Annotated in this window: 15 protein-coding genes; 4 read left to right on the top strand and 11 right to left on the bottom strand. The window is 62.4% G+C overall.

What is annotated here, in order from left to right; genetic code table 11:
* Positions 1-81: 81 nt before the first annotated feature.
* Both G7068_RS01625 and G7068_RS01630 read right to left on the bottom strand, forming a co-directional pair.
* Positions 82-1,734 (bottom strand): SulP family inorganic anion transporter, encoded by a 1,653-nt coding sequence (locus G7068_RS01625; RefSeq protein ID WP_166287939.1) that lies wholly within the window; start codon positions 1,732-1,734, stop codon positions 82-84.
* Between the two features lie 35 nt (positions 1,735-1,769).
* Positions 1,770-2,489 (bottom strand): GAP family protein, encoded by a 720-nt coding sequence (locus tag G7068_RS01630; RefSeq protein WP_166287942.1) that lies wholly within the window; start codon positions 2,487-2,489, stop codon positions 1,770-1,772.
* A gap of 134 nt (positions 2,490-2,623) precedes the next feature.
* Here G7068_RS01630 and G7068_RS01635 point away from each other — a divergent pair, with 134 nt between their 5' ends.
* From G7068_RS01635 to G7068_RS01650, 4 genes are all read left to right on the top strand, one after another.
* Positions 2,624-3,295 carry a GAP family protein gene (locus G7068_RS01635; RefSeq protein ID WP_166287945.1) on the top strand — a complete coding sequence of 224 codons (672 nt, stop codon included), beginning with the start codon at positions 2,624-2,626 and terminating at the stop codon, positions 3,293-3,295.
* 82 nt (positions 3,296-3,377) lie between these two features.
* On the top strand, positions 3,378-6,044 hold the full coding sequence (locus G7068_RS01640; RefSeq protein ID WP_166287948.1) for a helix-turn-helix transcriptional regulator: 2,667 nt from the start codon (positions 3,378-3,380) through the stop codon (positions 6,042-6,044).
* A 336-nt stretch (positions 6,045-6,380) separates the two neighbouring features.
* Positions 6,381-7,202 carry a mechanosensitive ion channel family protein gene (locus tag G7068_RS01645; RefSeq protein ID WP_166287951.1) on the top strand — a complete coding sequence of 274 codons (822 nt, stop codon included), beginning with the start codon at positions 6,381-6,383 and terminating at the stop codon, positions 7,200-7,202.
* Between the two features lie 11 nt (positions 7,203-7,213).
* Positions 7,214-7,579, top strand: coding sequence for a metallopeptidase family protein (locus G7068_RS01650; protein ID WP_166287954.1), 366 nt, complete (start codon positions 7,214-7,216; stop codon positions 7,577-7,579).
* Here the strand turns inward: G7068_RS01650 and G7068_RS01655 are convergent.
* Genes G7068_RS01655 through pyrR form a run of 9 tightly spaced genes read right to left on the bottom strand, consistent with a single transcriptional unit; the run spans position 7,576 to position 18,223 of the window.
* Complete coding sequence (locus G7068_RS01655) at positions 7,576-8,529, bottom strand: DMT family transporter (protein ID WP_205881329.1); 954 nt, start codon at positions 8,527-8,529, stop codon at positions 7,576-7,578. The two genes, G7068_RS01650 and G7068_RS01655, sit on opposite strands and share 4 nt — an antisense overlap.
* A 6-nt stretch (positions 8,530-8,535) precedes the next feature.
* Positions 8,536-9,444 (bottom strand): guanylate kinase, encoded by a 909-nt coding sequence (gmk, locus tag G7068_RS01660; RefSeq protein ID WP_244304592.1) that lies wholly within the window; start codon positions 9,442-9,444, stop codon positions 8,536-8,538.
* A gap of 2 nt (positions 9,445-9,446) precedes the next feature.
* Entirely contained in the window at positions 9,447-10,304 is an 858-nt protein-coding gene (pyrF, locus tag G7068_RS01665) for an orotidine-5'-phosphate decarboxylase (RefSeq protein ID WP_425280489.1), read from the bottom strand.
* A gap of 2 nt (positions 10,305-10,306) precedes the next feature.
* On the bottom strand, positions 10,307-13,609 hold the full coding sequence (gene carB, locus G7068_RS01670) for a carbamoyl-phosphate synthase large subunit (RefSeq protein WP_166287957.1): 3,303 nt from the start codon (positions 13,607-13,609) through the stop codon (positions 10,307-10,309).
* Between the two features lie 4 nt (positions 13,610-13,613).
* Positions 13,614-14,825: a glutamine-hydrolyzing carbamoyl-phosphate synthase small subunit gene (gene carA / locus G7068_RS01675; RefSeq protein ID WP_205881330.1), complete on the bottom strand. Its 1,212-nt coding sequence runs from the start codon at positions 14,823-14,825 to the stop codon at positions 13,614-13,616.
* On the bottom strand, positions 14,822-15,340 hold the full coding sequence (locus tag G7068_RS01680; protein ID WP_166287960.1) for a PH-like domain-containing protein: 519 nt from the start codon (positions 15,338-15,340) through the stop codon (positions 14,822-14,824). Before G7068_RS01680 ends, carA begins: the two co-directional genes overlap by 4 nt.
* Positions 15,337-16,740 carry a dihydroorotase gene (locus tag G7068_RS01685; protein ID WP_166287963.1) on the bottom strand — a complete coding sequence of 468 codons (1,404 nt, stop codon included), beginning with the start codon at positions 16,738-16,740 and terminating at the stop codon, positions 15,337-15,339. Before G7068_RS01685 ends, G7068_RS01680 begins: the two co-directional genes overlap by 4 nt.
* Positions 16,737-17,693 (bottom strand): aspartate carbamoyltransferase catalytic subunit, encoded by a 957-nt coding sequence (locus tag G7068_RS01690; RefSeq protein WP_166287966.1) that lies wholly within the window; start codon positions 17,691-17,693, stop codon positions 16,737-16,739. Before G7068_RS01690 ends, G7068_RS01685 begins: the two co-directional genes overlap by 4 nt.
* Positions 17,690-18,223 carry a bifunctional pyr operon transcriptional regulator/uracil phosphoribosyltransferase PyrR gene (gene pyrR, locus G7068_RS01695; protein WP_166287969.1) on the bottom strand — a complete coding sequence of 178 codons (534 nt, stop codon included), beginning with the start codon at positions 18,221-18,223 and terminating at the stop codon, positions 17,690-17,692. The genes G7068_RS01690 and pyrR overlap by 4 nt, the downstream gene beginning before the upstream one ends.
* Positions 18,224-18,303: the final 80 nt, after the last annotated feature.

An 18,303-nucleotide genomic window follows, 5' to 3' on the forward strand; every position in this document is an offset into this window, starting at 1 on the left:
CTTGCATCGATGAGCCGAGCATTCTTGAGAAGGCCCGGTATTCTCATCTTGCTGTCCGTCTCGTTTTGGCGCCTCACCCGCCTAGGGTGAGCTGGGTGTGAGGGTTCTGATTGCCTGCTCATTAGTGACAAAGGTGCTGGCGCCGTCGAATAGACCGAAGTCGCTGAACGCACTCGCTATTTCCGGGCGCACACGCGAGAGGTGCAGGGTGATCTTTGCGGTTGCTGCGATCGACTCGACCTCCCGCAGTGCCTTTGCTCCGGTGACATCAATATCGGTGATTGCCTCACAATCGAGGACAAGATGACGCAGGCCATTCGCCGAACCGGCCAAGATGAGACTTGTGAGCTGATCGCTCAGCACACCGGCATTAGCAAAAAACACGGGAGCCGCGAACCGCACAACGGCGACGTTTGACCCGCCGTTCGAGGCTTCCGGAGTGAGCGGTGTCGCGGTGATCCCACCGGATTCAGCTTCGGTCAGCAGATCGATCCTGGGTGACGCGGCCCGCCGCGCGAGGTTTATCAGTGAGAGCACAAACGCGAGCATGATACCGATGATGGGCCCGAGCAGGAGGGTGCCGAGGAAGCAGATAACCGCAACCGCAAACTCGAACTTCCGTTCTCGCCACAGTGAAATGAGGTCCTTGATCCCGAGCAGAGGAAGAACCGCAACCGCAACAATCGCGCCGATGGCTGCTGACGGAATGTGCTCGAGCAGTGCTGTGCCAAACAGCACCAGTAGCAGCGTTCCGAGGGCCGCGACGATCGCCGGCAGCTGTGTGCGCGAACCCGCGTCGTCGAGCGCTGCGGTGCGGGAGGTTGAGGAACCGATCGTGAACCCACCACTTACACCGGCCGCGAAGTTGGCCGCACCAAACGCTGCGAGGTCTCGGTTCGGGCTCGTTGTGTAGCCGTGTTTCTGGCCGTAGCGCCGTGCAACAAGCAGTCCCTCGGCAACAGCTACTAGCGTGAGTGCGAAGGCGCTCGGGGTCACCTGCAGCCACTGCGTCGACGTGATCTGAGGCCACGTGATGGCGGGAGGGCCCGCTTCGACGGCGCCAAGTACCGCAACCCCGGCTGACTCCGCGTTTGTGAGCACAACCGCGACGGTACCGACGATAAGCACGATGAGCGCCCAGGGCACAAGCCGCGCCAAACGCCTGCCTCCAACGAGCACCATAATTGCCAGCACAGAGATGAGCAAGGACCAGCCGTTTGTCGTGCCGAGGCCTGCAAACAGCTCCCCCACTCGAGGAATGAACTCGTCGCCACTGTTTACGTGCACACCGAGCATCTTCGCAACCTGGCTGAGCAGAATGTCGAGAGCAAGTCCCCCGACAAACCCGACGAGGATCGGCTCGGAGAGAAAGTTGGCGAGAAAACCGAGTTTGAACACCGCACACAGGCCGAAGAGCACGGCTCCGATGATTGCCTGAGCCATCGCCAACTGAATGTAGTCCTTGTCGCCCGCGGTCGCGAGACCACCGAGTGACGCCGCCACAAGTGCCGCCGCTGCCGCATCTGGTGAGACGATGAGTTGCCGGGTTGAAGCGATGAGCGCAAACACAATGCAGGGCAAAATGAGCGAGTAGAGCCCCGCGGTGGCGGGTAACCCTGCGATCTGGGCGTATCCGATGTTCAGTGGCACCGCTATCGCGAGCAGGGTGACACCCGAAAGTGCCTCCTGCGCAACGTTGTTGCGGTGCAGTCCCGGTAACACTCGAAACTTCATGACTGGATCCTTCCGATCGGCTTGGTGACAGACCGCTATGCGAGCAGATCCTGAATTGCTTTCGACAGCTGCATGAAGCCGATGATGGCCAGCAGGATGCCGTTGAGGATGTTCGTGTTGCCTGCGATCCAGGTACGTGCGCCCTGCAAGAAGCCGTCGGCGCCCTTCCCCTTAACCAGCACGATGATCACCGGGATCAGAATCGGAGATGCCGCGACAAGACCGAATATAAGTGACGTCACGAGGGTGGGCCCAAAGTCGAGCTGCGCAAGGTGAATATCGAGGGTAGCGATGACCGCACACGAAAGATCGACCGGGTTCAACACAAAAATGCCGATCCCGAGCAGGTATGACCGTCCGGGATTGAACTTGTCGACGGCCCGCAGCCATCCGGGCAGTTGAGGCGCAGCCTCGACAACGTCGGTGGGTGAGACGGCGGCCGCCATCTCACGAATCTGATGCCGGCCGCGAAGCCACATGTACACCGCCGACAAAACCAAAAACACACCGACAATAAGTCTCAACACACTGACCCAGGTTGCGGCAGGCCCACGATCGCCCGGTGTGAGTGAGGAGAAGATCCAGAAGCAGAGCAGCATGATGAGAACGATCGCTGTGATCCACCCCAGCAAAAATGCGATGCCGTTGCGCCTGGCGTTTTGGGAAACCAGCACCGCCACGAGAGCCATAATCGCGAGTGGACTCATGATAATTCCGAGCCCGAGCGGCAGCAGTGTGATCAAGAGTTCGCCCATGATTCCCCGATCCCTAGAGGTTGTTTGTCTCAATCTTCATTGCAGGCGAGGACTTCGTAATCACCCGCATCGGATGAAGCCGCGCTCACACAACACGGGCACACTTGAGCAAAACCATAAAAACAGGGGGAATCATGACCGCAGTCATTGGAGAGCTACTGCCGTTCGCGCTCGGCATCATGATCAGTCCGATCCCCATCATCGCCGCAATTTTGATGCTGCTCTCGCCGAAAGCGCGACGAACGAGTCTCGGCTTCCTCGCCGGTTGGGCGGTTGGGATCGCTGTCGCTACCGTGGTGTTTACGCTGTTGTCGGCTCTCATTCCAGAAGACGGTGCCTCTGACTCAAAGCCCATTGCTGGGACCATAACGATTATTCTTGGCGCGCTGCTGCTGTTCCTCTCGATTCACGAGTGGCGTTCGCGGCCGAGGCCCGGAGCAGAACCGGCGTTCCCCAAGTGGATGGCCGCTATCGACACGATGACCGCACCGCGAGGCCTTGCCCTCGGTTTCGCACTCGCAGCGCTCAACCCGAAGAACCTGATCATGGCGGCCTCAGCTGGCTCCGTAATTGCTGCGGGAAAGATGAACACCGGGCAAACAATTACGGTCGTGATCTTGTTTGTTATCGTTGCGGCGGCTTCGGTTGGGATCCCGGTCATCGCATACTTTGTTGCCTCAGACCGCCTATCGGCCGCCCTGGAGGGGATGCGTAAGTGGCTTCTCACCAACAACGCGGTGATTATGGCGGTGCTGTTGCTGGTGACCGGCGTCTCTCAAATTGGAAAGGGAATCGGCAAGTTCTAGACACAACCCCCTTACATCCAATACACATTGTGCCCTAGGGTGTGGATCAGATTTCGCGATATGTGACTGGGGAGGGCACAGCGTGGAGAAGCACACAGTTTTTGAGGGGCGACATCCAGGAGTATTTGCGCTGCCGCAGCGGCCAAGAATAGTCATCGAACGCGGCCGCCTCGCGGAAACGGCCCTCCCGAATGAGCGCAACTCCCCCGTCGCCATGTGGGCACCGACTGGAACCGGCAAGACAACGCTGCTCAGTTTGTGGGCGCAGCTGGCCAATGATGCCGGGCGAGGGCTCGTCTGCATCAACCTCGCCGAACTGCCTCGAAACTCGCCCCCTCTTGAATCGCTCGTCAACCACGCTGCCCACCGCGTTGAGCCCGGTATCGAACAGACAAGGATGCCTCGCGGGTGGTCGGTCTATGACATACGGCACCCACTGACGCTCATCATCGATGACGTTCACCTGCTGAACAACCGGCGAGACCTCGAGTGGTTGATGGCGCTGGCGGCGGCAGGGCTGCCCGAGTTGCAACTTCGAGTCGCAGGCCGCTATTCACCATTCATGCCAACCATCGAGGGTGAGCAGTTCGAGGCGATTGAGCTGCGAGAATCCGATCTCGCGTTTACCGTCCAAGAAACCGCACAGTACCTGGAGCGGGTTGGGGTGCATTTGGCTCCCGCGGAACACACCCTGGTTGCCGAGCGCGCCGCCGGTTGGGCGATCGCGATCAGCCTCTTTGCGCATCTCGTACGATTGGTGCCGGATCGCGAGAGCTTTCTAGACGAGTTCGATCGCGACGAGCACGCCCTCGGTGATTTTTTGGTTTATCACCTGCTCGAACTTCTACCAGAAGATACGGCGGCCTTTCTGCTTGCGACTTCCGTCGCGCAGCAGCTGACCGTGCCGTTTGCGGTTCGGCTTTCCGGACGCCAAGACGCGGGCGAGATTTTGCATCGTTTGTTGTACCTCAATCTCGTGAGGGAACAGCACAGCGGTCAGCAACAGGTGTACAGCTACCACCCCCTGCTCCGAACGTACCTGGGGATGTATCTGCGCACGCACGATCACGCGGCAGCCCTGTCTGCCCATGCCGTCGCTCAGGAGTGGTACATCACCCATGATCAGCCGGTGCTTGCTGTCGAAGAAGCGCTGAAGACCGAACGTCCGAGCGCCGTGCGTGAGTTACTCGACACCGAGGGCTTCGGGCTCGTGTGCAGCGGAGACTCGTTTGTGGTCAACCGGGCGATTCAGTTTTTGCACGAGTCGCGATCCGAGTCGGCCACCACCCACATCCTTTCGGCCGTGCTGGCACTACCGTTTGATCCGTGTTCGACCACGGCAAGGCTTCACCTGGATAGAGCGCAGGTGACGCTCGATCGTGCCCCGCTGCCCATGCAGGTGGTTCACGCCGCCCTGCGGGTGATTGCCGCGAGGCCAAACGAGTCTCCCGACGCTGAACTCGCAAAACTCACCGAGGTGCTCGCTCTGTATTCAAGTGAGAGACTGAGCGCTCGCACCGATGAACGAGTGATTGTCGACACCGTCATGTTTGCCGATGTTGCCCGGGGGTGGGCGGCAAGGCTGGGCGGCTCGTGGCAAACGGGCAGCGACGCGCTCCAAGAGGCCGCGGCCCGGGCCGAGGACGCGGATCGCCCATGGCTCGCGCTCCTCGCTCACTCGCTCCACGCGAAGTGTGAACTTGAGATGGGCCACTGGTACGAACTCAGCGCCGTGCAGGATCGGATCTCATCAATTCTGCCGAGTTCTTCCGTTGCGGCTCCGGCCGCGGTTCGCTCAGAAATCACCCTCAACTCAAACACCGGCGACACGGCGCTGGTGCGCTCTGAGCGACTGAACTGGGCAGTCACGCGCTACCTGCGCTGTGAGAGCTTGAGCCTGAGCCAGGTTGAAGATCTTCGCTCGCGCGGCGGCACGGGTGAAGGTTTCCAGGTTGACACTCCCGCCGAGTTTCTGCGCGCGCTCCTGAGCCTGGAAGCGGAGGCGAATCAGCGGGAGGCTTTCGATGAGCTTGACGAACTGATTCGAACGAGCGGCCGCGCTGTTCCACGGAGCCTCGCGCTCGCTTCCTATCGATACATCGATCGGTGCCTACATCTCAGGGGGCTTGCCGAAGCGAAGGATGCTCTCGGGATCATTGTGGATGCGCTCGGACCCGATTCGCTCGAGGCACAGGTCGTGACGACCAAGCTGTCGGAGGGAAACTCACGGCAGCGCGAACTCGAAACAGAACTTGAACACAGGCTCACGCACGATCGGCATTCCAGAGCGCTCGGAACCTCCATTTATGGCTGGCTGCTGTTGGCTAGCTGGGCAGACAGCTCGGGCCGCAGCTCGCTCGCAGACGCGCGCATCACCCGCGCACTCGGAGAATCACGTCCGCTTCGCTGCCGTCTCCCCTTCATTGCCAACGAGGGCCAGGGTGCCAAGTTGCTTGCGGACCGCGCTGGTCGCTTTGGTGCGGTCGAACCATATGTTGACTCGATCCTGGTTCTCCACGAGCAGCGGCACGGCGCCACCGGCCTCGGTGGCGGAATAGGGGTGCTCACTCATAAGGAGCACGAGGTGCTTCGTGAGCTGCCAAAGCACCAGAGCATCTCGATGATCGCGAGTAACCAGCAGCTGAGCCCCAACACTATCAAGTCACACCTGCGGTCCATCTACCAAAAACTCGGGGTCACTGGTCGTGCTGAAGCGGTAGCGGCGGCGAGTAGCCATGGACTCCTTTAGTATTTCTGCCACCCCTCGCCCGTTCTGGGGGATGCTTCCGCACCCACATGGCGGAATCCTTAGTGCTATAGGACGACAGAACCGAGGTCGATCGTGGCACACGTGTATGAATTCAGGATCCTGTGTGATCCCTCTCCTGCAATCAGGGCGGCTTTCCCTGAGCTCTCGCTTGTACAAATTGCGAGCGGCACCTCACTGCTCCGCGGACCGGTTCGGGATCAGGCCGAACTCCATGAACTGCTTGCACGGCTCGCCTCACTTGGAATAACCGTCATAGAAATGCGTTCGAACGGCTAGTGGCAGTTTTACTAGTCACAACACCCCGAGGAGGTCGCCGTGGATTGGCTCAAGGATGTATTCAACCCTGACACTATCTCTGGCTGGGACGCGCTCTTTAGCGTCTTGATCATCGTTGCGGGTCTGGTGATTGCCCACTTCGCGAAAAAGGGAGTGCAGTCTCTCGCCCCAAAGTTGCCCGGCTTGCACCCCGAGCTACTCAGTCTGCTCGCGCGCGTTACCAAGTACCTGATCATCCTTGTGGCCATCGGAGTCGTACTGGCGCTCCTCGGTGCGAACGTGCAGCCGTTGCTGGCGACCGTGATCCTGGTTGGTGTTGTTGGATTCCTGGCGCTGCGAGGTGTGGCTTCAAACTTCGGCGCTGCCGTCATTATTCAGTCGCGTCGATCGATTCACCTGGGGCAAGAAATCGAGGTCCTTGGCAACACGGGTGTCGTGAAGCACCTGAATAGTCGTGCGGTGGTGATGGAGACTCGTGATGGCCGCACCATCCACGTGCCCAACATCGACATTCTCAACAACTCGTGGATCAACCATTCCGAGCTCGGAAACCGCCGCAGCAGCGTTGAGGTTCGTGTGATGTCGGATGCCCCGGTTGAGCGCGTGAGAGAGCTCGTTGAGTCCGCAGCAAGGCTCACAAAAGGGGTGCTCACCTCACCCGAGCCGGTTGCTCTGACACGGAGTCTGTCGGATCGCCTCTTCATCTTTGAACTGCGGGTGTGGCACGCCCCACTCGCAGACACAGATGTTGTGTCAGCGATGCTCACGGACCTGCACGTGGCCCTGAAGAATGCCGGGTACAGCTCAACCGTTGTCTGGCCCGTGCCAAAACAGCCTCGAACCAACCCGCAACTACCGTAGTGTGAGAGAGTATGAAGATGCAGTCAGTTCCTGAATCTCAGTTTGAATCGCTTGTCGCCGACCAGATGGACGCACTGCCCGACGGTCTTGGCAAAGAACTCAATAACGTGAGCATTACGGTGCAGGATCGCCCTGAAGACGGCAGTCTTCAGGTGCTCGCGGTCTATAGCGGTATTCCGCTCAACGAGCGAGGGCAGTTCGGCGCCGAGGCGCTGCCCGACAACATTGTGCTCTACCGCGAGTCAATGCTCGCGCACGCGCACAATGTTGACGAACTCAAGCGCGAGATCTGGAACACGCTGATCCGTGAGATCGGTCAGCACCTGGGCATGGACGACGCGCAGCTCGACGAACTTGAGGCGCGACACCACCACTAATCGGTGTTGGGTTCGACTGCCTGTTCCAGCGCAGAGGAACCCGTCTGCGGGTGATACTTCGCGAGACCCAGCACGCCGGTGACCGCGAGTGCGCCCGAAAGTACGAAGCCAATAACCGCCCAGAGCGGTGCTCCCGCGGCCTCGCCAAGCACGATGATGCCGATCAACACGGCGACAATCGGATCGATCACGGTGAGACCAGCAACCACCAGGTCGGGTGGGCCCGAAGAGTAGGCGTTCTGCACGAACACCATGCCGAGCAGCGCGCCCACCAGAAGGGCGGCCACACAGGTCCAGGTGAGCCACTCGAACTCGCCCTGCTGCAGCCGGCCAAGCACAACCTTCGCAAATGTGGCGACGAAGCCGTACAGCACACCCGCACCAACGATGTAGATGAGCGCGATCCCCGAGTGGCGGAACAGCAGGAAGAGCAGCAGTGCCGCTGCCAGCACACACGCAAATGCCACCAGGATGACGATGAGCTTGCCGTCGGTCACCACGCTGTCAGAAGTGGTGAAGGCGGCGATCGTCACAAAGATAACGATTCCGGCGACGGCCAGACCAATCGAGCTCTTGACCCGCTTGTCGAGCTTCACCCCGCTCAGGCGAGAGTTGAGGATCGAGGTGATGACGAGTCCAACAACCCCAATCGGCTGCACGATGATAATCGGTGACAGCGAAAGGGATGCGATTTGAAACACCACCGCGAGGCCCAGAAAAGAGGTGCCGATGACCCAGGAGGGACGTTTCAGCAGGCTCACAATGTGCTTCAGCGAGAGCCCGGCACCCGCGCTCTGCCCCACAATGCGCTCGACCTTGTTTAGTCCGCGGGACTGATACTGCGCACCAAAGGCGAGTAGCACGGCACCCACGAGCGCCAACGGGATCCCCAAGAACTGTTTGGGGTCGAGTGTTGTCACATCGGAGAGGTGAGCGGTGAGTTCAAACACGAGCGTCTATCCTCGCATCAGTTCAACGAGTCGCAGGGCCGCCCTGGGCACCTCATCGTTCACGATGATCTCGTCAAATTCCTCCGCAGACGCAAGCTCAACCTTGGCTGTTTCGAGGCGCCGGGTGCGCTCCTCTTCGTCTTCCGTGCCTCGCCCGACGAGGCGGTTAACAAGCTCGTCCCAGCTCGGCGGAGCGAGAAACACGAGTCGCGCCTCCGGCATGCTCGCGCGCACCTGGCGTGCGCCCTGCAGATCAATCTCCAGCAGCATCAGCTCGTTCGCCTCACCGGCCGCGAGCACGGGGCCACGCGGCGTACCGTAGCGGTACTTGTTGTGCACGGTGGCCCACTCAAGCAGTTCGTCGGCGGCGAGCATACGATCGAAACCCTCGTCGTCAACGAAGAAGTAGTGCTGCCCCTCGACCTCACCGGGCCGAGGCGGACGAGTGGTCGCAGAAACCGACAGCCGCACCTCTGGGTAGTGATCGCGAATATAGGCCGCCACGGTGCCCTTGCCTACGGCGGTTGGGCCCGCGAGCACGGTCAGCGGCGGTCGCTCACCCTGCGGCACCGCACCGAGGCGGTCACGCACAAACCCCTCAAGCCGCTCGCGCTGCAGCTTGCCAAGACCACCGAGACGCTTCTTATCCGAGATATCGAGGGTCTCAAGCAGGCGAACGAGCTTCGTTGCCCCGATTGCCGGGAACGAGAGCAGAAAATCAGTGATGCGGAGCGTGGCCGCGGGAGTGCCCGGTACGAGAGACTGCTCAAGCACCCGCAATGGTGACACCTCGCCGCTGCGCAGACGCTGCTTCAGGTCGGCGCGAGCGCGTCGGGCGGCGATCGCCGCACGGTTCGCTGCTACACGATCCACCTCTGGCATCACCGGCGCGGTAGCTGGAGTGCTGCTCGTCATTGTTATCCCTTCGAAACCGTTAGTGCCGTTGCGATTGTCTCCGCTCGAACACGAACGCGGTCGGAAAGCCCTTCGGCTCCCCCGGCCAATACACTGCGCGACTCACTCGCGAGAAGCGCCCAGCCCAGCCCACCAAATGTGTGAGCCGCATCTTCAATTCTTGCACCTTGGTGCCCAAAACCGGGTGCGAGAACCGGGAGAGCCGGTTTCGCGGGTGGCAGGGTCACGTCGATACCAAAGTCGGCGAGGTTCAGTGTCGCTCCGAGCACGACGCCGATTGAATTGACGTGGGTGTCGTGTGGCGCGTCGAACGCGAGCGCATCGTCGACCACGGCCTGGGCGACCATACGACCGTCTTCGCGCACAGCACGTTGCACCTCGCGAGCCTCGGGGTTCGAGGTTGCGGCGAGCACAAACAGCCCCTTGCCGTGATCGCGCACCAGATCGAAGGCGCCCGACAGGCTACCAAAGCCCTGGTAAGCACCCACGGTCATCGCGTCGGCTTCAAGCGGGGATCCGGGCGTCAACCAGGCGTCGGCGTACGCCGCAAAGCTCGAGCCGATGTCGCCGCGCTTCACGTCGGCAATCACCAGCACACCGGCCTCGCGCGCATCAGCGAGTACCCGCTCGAGCGCGACGTAACCCGCCGAGCCAAAGCGCTCGAAGAACGCAATCTGCGGCTTCACGCACGCAGCAACCCCGGCAGCGGCCGCGATCACCTCGCGGCCCATGCGCTCGGCACCAGCCGCGTCGTCAGCAAGCCCCCAGTCAGCAAGCAGGGGTGCGTGGGGGTCAATCCCCACGCACAGGTGCCGCTTGGCCGCGAGCTGCGCGGCCAAGCGATTCGAGAATGTCTCCACGGCTATGCTCCGGTAGCTGCAAGCGCAGCGTCGCGGTCAGCCTGGTACTCCTGCAGCGACTTCACGTCGAAGCCGGCGCTCTGCGCGGAGATCGCGCCAACCGCAGCCGACAGCTCAGAGACCGTGGTGAAGATCGGCTTGTCAGCCGCAACAGCAGCCGCGCGGATCTCGTAACCGTCTGCGCGCGCATCACTGCCGGAGCCGGAGGGTGTGTTGATGATCATGTCGACCTCACCGCTGTTGATGAGATCAACGATCGTCTCACCCTCGCTGTGCTTTGAGTGCTTGCGCACGGTCTCGGACTTGATGCCGTTGCGTGCGAGCACCACCTGGGTGCCCTGGGTCGCGAGGATCCGGTAGCCGAGCTCCTGCAGGCGCAGCGCGGGCAGCACGATGGCACGCTTGTCGCGATCCGCGACCGAGAGGAACACGGTGCCGGAGGTTGGCAGCTCACTGCCCGCGGCCGACTGGCTCTTGGCGAACGCTGTCGGGAAGTCGCGGTCCATACCCATGACCTCGCCAGTCGAGCGCATCTCGGGCCCGAGCAGCGAGTCAACAACGAGCCCCTCGGGCGTGCGGAAGCGCTTGAACGGAAGCACGGCTTCTTTCACGGCGATCGGCGCGTCAATGGGTGTGCGCGAGCCATCACGTTCGGGCAGCAGACCCGCGTCGATCAGCTGCTGGATGCTCTCACCCGCCATGACACGCGAGGCTGCCTTAGCGAGCGGGATCCCGAGCGCCTTTGACACAAACGGCACGGTGCGCGATGCACGCGGGTTTGCCTCGAGCACGTAGAGCACACCCTGCGCGATCGCGAACTGTACATTGAGCAGGCCGCGCACGCCGAGGCCCGAGGCGATGCCGTGAGTGGCCTCGCGCACGCGGTTGATCTGGTCATGACCGAGCGTCACGGGAGGCAGCGTGCAGCTTGAGTCTCCCGAGTGCACACCCGCCTCTTCGATGTGCTCCATGATGCCGCCAACGTACAGCTGTTCGCCGTCATAGAGTGCGTCAACGTCGATCTCGATCGCATCGTCGAGGAAGCGGTCGACGAGCAGTGGGTGGCCGGGGCCGACCAGGGCGTGCCCCTCAATGCGCTCGAAGTAGCCGTGCAGAGAAGCCGTGTCGTAGACGATCTCCATGCCGCGGCCGCCGAGCACAAACGACGGGCGCACGAGTACGGGGTACCCGATCTCTTCGGCGACGCGGATCGCGCCCTCCTTGTCGATCGCGGTGCCGTTGCGGGGCGAGGCGAGGCCCGCCTGCTCCAGAATGCCGGAGAACGCACCGCGCTCTTCAGCGAGGTCGATCGCCTCGGGGGTCGTGCCGAGGATCGGGATCCCAGCGTCCTTCAGCGGCTGCGCAAGCCCAAGAGCGGTCTGGCCGCCGAGCTGCACCACCACACCGAGCAGTGTGCCCGATGCTTGCTCCGCGTAGATGACCTCGAGCACATCTTCGAGCGTCAGCGGCTCGAAGTACAGGCGATCACTGGTGTCGTAGTCGGTCGAGACCGTCTCGGGGTTGCAGTTGATCATGATCGTCTCGTAGCCCGCGTCAGAGAGCACAAACGAGGCGTGCACGCAGGAGTAGTCGAACTCGACGCCCTGGCCGATGCGGTTCGGGCCGGATCCGAGGATCACGACCTTCTTACGATCAGACGGCGTCACCTCGGTCTCCTGGTCGTATGAGGAGTAGTGGTACGGCGTGAGCGCCGGGAACTCCCCCGCGCAGGTGTCGACGGTCTTGTACACGGGACGCAGGCCGAGTCCGTGGCGCAGGCCGCGCACTTCAGACTCTGAGACGCCGCGAATGGCGGCGATCTGCACGTCAGAGAAGCCGTGATCCTTCGCCTCGCGCAGCACCTCAAGAGTGAGCAGCGGCGCGGTCTTGACCATCTCGGCGACCTCGTTGATCAGCACGATCTGGTCGAGGAACCACGGGTCAATCGCCGTCTCGGCGAAGACCTGGTCGATCGTAGCTCCCAGGCGGAGCGCCTGCTGTACGTCGACGATACGACCGTCGGTCGGGCGACCGATGGTGGAGAGCAGATCCTCAACGGAACGTGTCTGCTCGTTCCAGTGGAACGAACTGCCGCGCTTCTCAAGCGAGCGCAGCGACTTCTGCAGCGCCGTCGTGAAGTTACGACCGATGGCCATCGCCTCGCCCACCGACTTCATGGTTGTGGTGAGGGTGTCGTCGGCGGCAGGGAACTTCTCGAACGCAAAGCGCGGAGCCTTCACAACCACGTAGTCGATCGTCGGCTCGAAGCTCGCCGGGGTCTTCTGCGTGATGTCGTTGGGGATCTCGTCGAGGCGGTAGCCGAGGGCCAGCTTCGCAGCGATCTTCGCGATCGGGAAGCCGGTGGCCTTCGACGCAAGCGCCGACGAGCGCGAGACGCGCGGGTTCATCTCGATGACGATGATGCGTCCGGTCTTCGGGTCGATCGCGTACTGAATGTTGCAGCCGCCGGTGTCGACGCCAACACGGCGAATGATGTCGATACCGATATCACGCAGCTTCTGGAACTCGCGATCGGTCAGCGTCAGCGCCGGCGCCACGGTGATCGAGTCACCCGTGTGCACACCCACCGCATCGACGTTTTCGATCGAGCAGACGACCACCGTGTTGTCGGAGGTGTCGCGCATGAGCTCAAGCTCGTACTCTTTCCAGCCGAGAATCGACTCTTCGAGCAGCACCTCGGTTGTCGGGCTGTAGTGCAGACCGTCACCGACGATGCGCACGAGCTCCTCTTCGGTGTACGCGAAGCCCGAGCCGAGGCCACCCATCGTGTACGAGGGGCGCACGACCAGCGGGTAACCAAGGTCTTTCGCGAACTCCTTCGCCTCTTCAAGCGTGTGCGCGATGTGCGAGCGGGCAACGTCTGCGCCCGACTCGATGACGAGGTCTTTGAAGATCTGGCGATCCTCACCGCGCTGAATCGCCTCAACCTTGGCGCCGATAAGCTCAACATTGTGCTTCTCGAGGATGCCGAGATCGTGCAGCTCGATCGCCGCGTTGAGTGCAGTCTGCCCGCCGAGGGTCGGCAGAATCGCGTCGGGCTTTTCCTTGATGATGATCGACTCGATGACCTCTGCGGTGATCGGCTCAACGTAGGTCGCGTCGGCGAAGTCGGGATCGGTCATGATCGTTGCCGGGTTCGAGTTCACCAGGATGACGCGCACGCCCTCCTCGCGCAGCACGCGGCAGGCCTGGGTGCCCGAGTAGTCGAACTCACACGCCTGACCGATAACGATCGGGCCGGAGCCGATAACGAGAACTGAATTGATGTCTGAGCGCTTGGGCATCGGGTTAGGCCTCCTGGGCGTGAGCGCCGGTTGAATTGGCGGAGCGGTTCGCAACCAGCTCGCGGAATCTGTTGAAAAGGTAGAAGGCGTCGTGCGGGCCAGCCGCTGCCTCGGGGTGGTACTGCACGGAGAACGCGGGAATGTCGAGGCACTCGAGCCCCTCAACCACCTGATCGTTCAGGCTGAAGTGGCTCACCTGCACGCGGCCAAAGCCCGCTGGTGAAACGGACTCACCCTCGATCGGCATGTCAACGGCAAAGCCGTGGTTCTGCGCTGTGATCTCGACCCGGCCGGTGCGCTTGTCGAGCACGGGCTGGTTGATGCCGCGGTGGCCGAAGGGCAGTTTGTAGGTGTCGAAGCCGAGCGCGCGGCCGAGCAGCTGGTTGCCGAAGCAGATACCGAAGTACGGGATCCCCTCGCGCAGCATCTCCTGCAGCAGTGCAACCTGGGCGTCGGAGGCCGCGGGATCGCCGGGGCCGTTCGAGTAGAAGAGCGCATCGGGTTTGGTCGCTCGAATATCATCAGCCGTGCTGCTCGCCGGGAGAACCGCGACGTCGAAGCCGTGCTCTGCGAGGTACTGCACGGTGGCACGCTTGATGCCGAGATCGAGTACGGCAATTGTGCCGACACGCTCAACACCCTCGGCAACGGGAACGTCGTAGCGCTCCGGGGTCGTGACCTCACCCGACAGGTTCTTACCGGCCATGCTGGGCTGCTCGCGTACAAGTTGCAGCTGATCCTCGTCAGAAAGCTCAAGCTTTTCACCCGAGAACACACCGGCGCGCATGGCACCGGCGTCGCGAATGCGGCGGGTGATGGCGCGGGTGTCAACACCGCAGATGCCGACGACACCGTCGGCGACCAGATCCTCATCGAGTGAGCGCTCTGCACGGAAGTTCGAGACACGACGCGCGGGATCCCGAACGATGAAACCCGCGACCCACACCTTGCGCGACTCCATGTCGGTGTCGTTGACGCCCGTGTTGCCGATGTGGGGGGCCGTCATCAGAACGATCTGGCCCGCGTAAGAGGGATCGGTAAGCGTCTCCTGGTAACCGGTCATGCCGGTCGAGAAGACCACCTCGCCGAGGGTCTGCCCGGTCGCACCGTAGGCGCGACCGTCGAATCGGGTGCCGTCCTCAAGCACCAGCACTGCGGCACCGGTTGGTACTGCAGCGGCCGGCGGGGCCGTTACTTCGATCGAGTTGGTGTTCACGCATCCTCCTGGGTGGTGTTGTTGCTCATTTTTTCAATCGCTTCTGCAAATGTCTGCTGCTCGCCGGGGTTGCTGAAGCGGAAACTGGATTCAAGTTCGCGGGGTTCTGTGCCGGACGATTCGGCACGCCACACGAGCAGCGACAGGCCGTCGCGTTCGACAACCTTGCCGATTCTGCCGCCCGCGGTTGTGCTGCCAACCACGTTTTCGCTTGGAATGTGCACGGGATCTTCACCCGTTACCTCGATGGTCACGCCATCGCGCTGCACAGTGAGTGCCGCGTAACCCTTGTATTGCAGGCCGGGGATCACCGCGCGCTCAAACGGTGCGCCCACCGGGGTGGTCGACACGTAGCTGGCCTTGGGAAAGTTCACGATGACGGCTCCCGTGGGTGCCGCACCGAGACCCTGCACGGCGGGCTCACGGCGAACGCGGGCGCGCCAGGCTACAACCATCGCGATCAGCACCACTCCCGCGATTCCCGCCATGAGGAACGCGAAGGCTGTGCGGCTCACTGGGCGCTCCCGGCGGTTGCGGTAGCGGTTGCAATTGCCCGGGCCGCGGCCTGGGCAACAACCTCGGGGGCCACCAGCTCGCCGTCGTCGAGCGTCACGTAGCCGTGACGGATCGTGTAGGCAACGCGACCGGGCAGTTCCATGCCGAGGTAGGGCGAGTTGACGCTCATGCCCTTCAGGCTGCCGAGATTGAACTCACTGCTGCCCGTCGGGTCGATGAGCACGAGGTCGGCTGTTTCGCCTGCCGCCAGCGATGCGGGGTGTCCCTCAAGCAGGCCGATCTCGGCCGGCTTCTGCGAGAGCAGCGTCTCGAGTTCGGCCCAGCTCGCGTGACCCTCTTGAATCAGCGTGAGCAGCGCGATCGGCAGCGCCGACTCGAGCCCGACCATGCCAAATGCGGCGGCATCCCACTCGCACTCCTTCGCCTCAACCGGGTGCGGTGCGTGGTCGGTTGCGACGATGTCGATGATGCCGTCGGCGACCGCCTGGCGCAGGGCGCGCACATCTTCGTCGCGACGAAGGGGTGGGTTCACCTTGTAGCGAGCGTCGTAGCTGCGAACGAGTTCTTCCGTGAGAATCAGGTGGTGCGGCGTAACCTCGGCGGTCACCTCGACGCCACGAGCCTTGGCCCAGCGGATCACCTCAACTGATCCAGCGGTCGAGAGGTGGCAGATGTGCAGGCGCGCACCGACGTGCTCGGCGAGCAGCACGTCGCGGGCGATGATGGACTCCTCGGCGACCGCGGGCCAGCCTTTGAGTCCGAGCTCGCTTGACAGCGCACCCTCGTTCATCTGGGCGCCCTCGGTGAGGCGCGGATCCTGCGCGTGCTGCGCGATCACACCACCAAATGTCTTCACGTACTCGAGCGCGCGCCGCATCAGCTGCGGATCGTGCACGCACTTGCCGTCGTCAGAGAAGACACGAACCTCGGCGCGCGACTGCGCCATCGCGCCAATCTCGCTGAGGCGCTCCCCCGCGAGGTCTTCGGTTACCGCGCCGATGGGGCGCACGGTCGCGTAGCCTGCGGCATCGCCGAGTGTCTTCACCTGCTCCACGACACCGGCGGTGTCTGCGACCGGCATGGTGTTGGCCATGGCGAACACACTCGTGAAGCCGCCAGCCGCGGCAGCCCGGGTGCCGGTGAGAACCGTCTCCGACTGCTCGCCACCCGGCTCGCGCAGGTGGGTGTGCAGATCCACAAGCCCCGTCATGGCGACGAGTCCGTCGGCCTCGATGACTCGCTCGCCCTCGCGGGCTTCGAGCGCGGTGCCGCGCTCTACGATGCGTCCGTCGACAATACGCAGGTCAACCGGAGTGACACTCTGGTGATCCGCCCCGCGCTCGGTCAGGTCGGCGGCAAGGCGCACGTTACGTATGAGTAGATCGGGTGACGCGGTCATGCGGATTCTCCTCGTTCTCCAGAAAGCAGTAAGTACAGGGCGGCCATGCGCACCGAAACACCGTTGGCGACCTGTTCGAGCACGGTCGACCTCTCGGAATCGGCCGCACCCGCGGAAATTTCGAGCCCGCGATTCATCGGGCCGGGGTGCATGATGATCGTGCGATCCTGCAACCCCGCAACCCGAACATCGTTGAGGCCCCAGTTGCGCGCGTATTCGCGCTCGTTCGGAAAGAAGGCCGCGTGCATGCGCTCCGTCTGAATGCGCAGCAGCATGATGACATCGGGGTTCGCCTCGCGAATGGCGGTGTCGAGCGAGTGGTAGATCGTGACGGGCCACTCGCGTGTGCCGTAGGGCAGTAAGGTTTCGGGGGCGACAAAGCTCACGTTTGCGCCGAGTACCTTCAGTAGCCAGAGGTTCGAGCGAGCAACACGCGAGTGCATGATGTCGCCGACAATCACGACCGAGATGCCGTCCAGATCGCGGCCACGGCTGTTCTCACCAAAGAGCCTGCGGCGCATGGTGAACGCGTCGAGCAGCGCCTGCGTGGGGTGCTCGTGGGTGCCGTCACCGGCGTTCAGCACGCCGGCGTCGATCCAGCCGCTCGAGGCGAGCATCGCTGGCGCACCCGAAGCCGGGTGCCGGATCACAACGCCGTCAGCGCCGATGGCCTGAAGGGTCTGTGCTGTGTCTTTCAGCGACTCACCCTTCGAGACCGACGATCCCTTGGCGCTGAAGTTGATGACGTCAGCGGAGAGTCGCTTCGAGGCGGCCTCAAACGAGATGCGCGTGCGCGTTGAGTCCTCGTAGAACAGGTTCACGATCGTCTTGCCGCGCAGCGTCGGGAGCTTCTTGACCTCGCGCTGCTGTGTTGCCGACATGTCCTCGGCAATATCGAGAATCAGGATCGCTTCATCGCGCGTCAGCGTGCGCGTGTCGAGCAGATGCCTCATGAGATCGTCACCGAATCCTCACCGTCGAGCTCTTCGAGCCGCACCGAGATGCGCTCGTCTTTTGCGCTCGGCAGGTTCTTGCCAATGAAGTCGGCGCGGATCGGCAACTCGCGGTGCCCTCGGTCGATAAGTGCCGCTAGGCGCACCACTTTGGGGCGACCGTGATCGTTCAGCGCGTCAAGCGCCGAGCGCACGGTGCGGCCAGAGAAGAGCACGTCGTCAACGAGCACCACGGTTGTGCCGTCGATGCCTGTGACGGGCATCTCTGTTGGCTGCGAGGGCCGCATCGGGTTGCGCGCGAGATCGTCGCGGTAGAGCGTGATGTCGAGGCTGCCAACCGCGACCGGAGTTGAGCCGTCGATGCGCGAGATGATCTCTGCGATGCGCTGGGCCAGGATCGTACCTCGTGTCGGAATGCCGACGAGAACGAGGCCGTCGACTCCCTTGTTCGACTCCACTATTTCGTGCGAGATTCGGGTCAGTGCCCGCGATATATCGGCGCTTTCCAGCACCGTTCGCGTTTCCTTCATACCGAGCCCCCCTTCTCCGCCTCACGGGACGGTAGTTAAAGAAGTGCTGATGTTCTCGAAAAGTCTAGCGTAGGCCGCAG

Source organism: Leucobacter viscericola (assembly GCF_011299575.1).
Lineage (GTDB): Bacteria > Actinomycetota > Actinomycetes > Actinomycetales > Microbacteriaceae > Leucobacter > Leucobacter viscericola.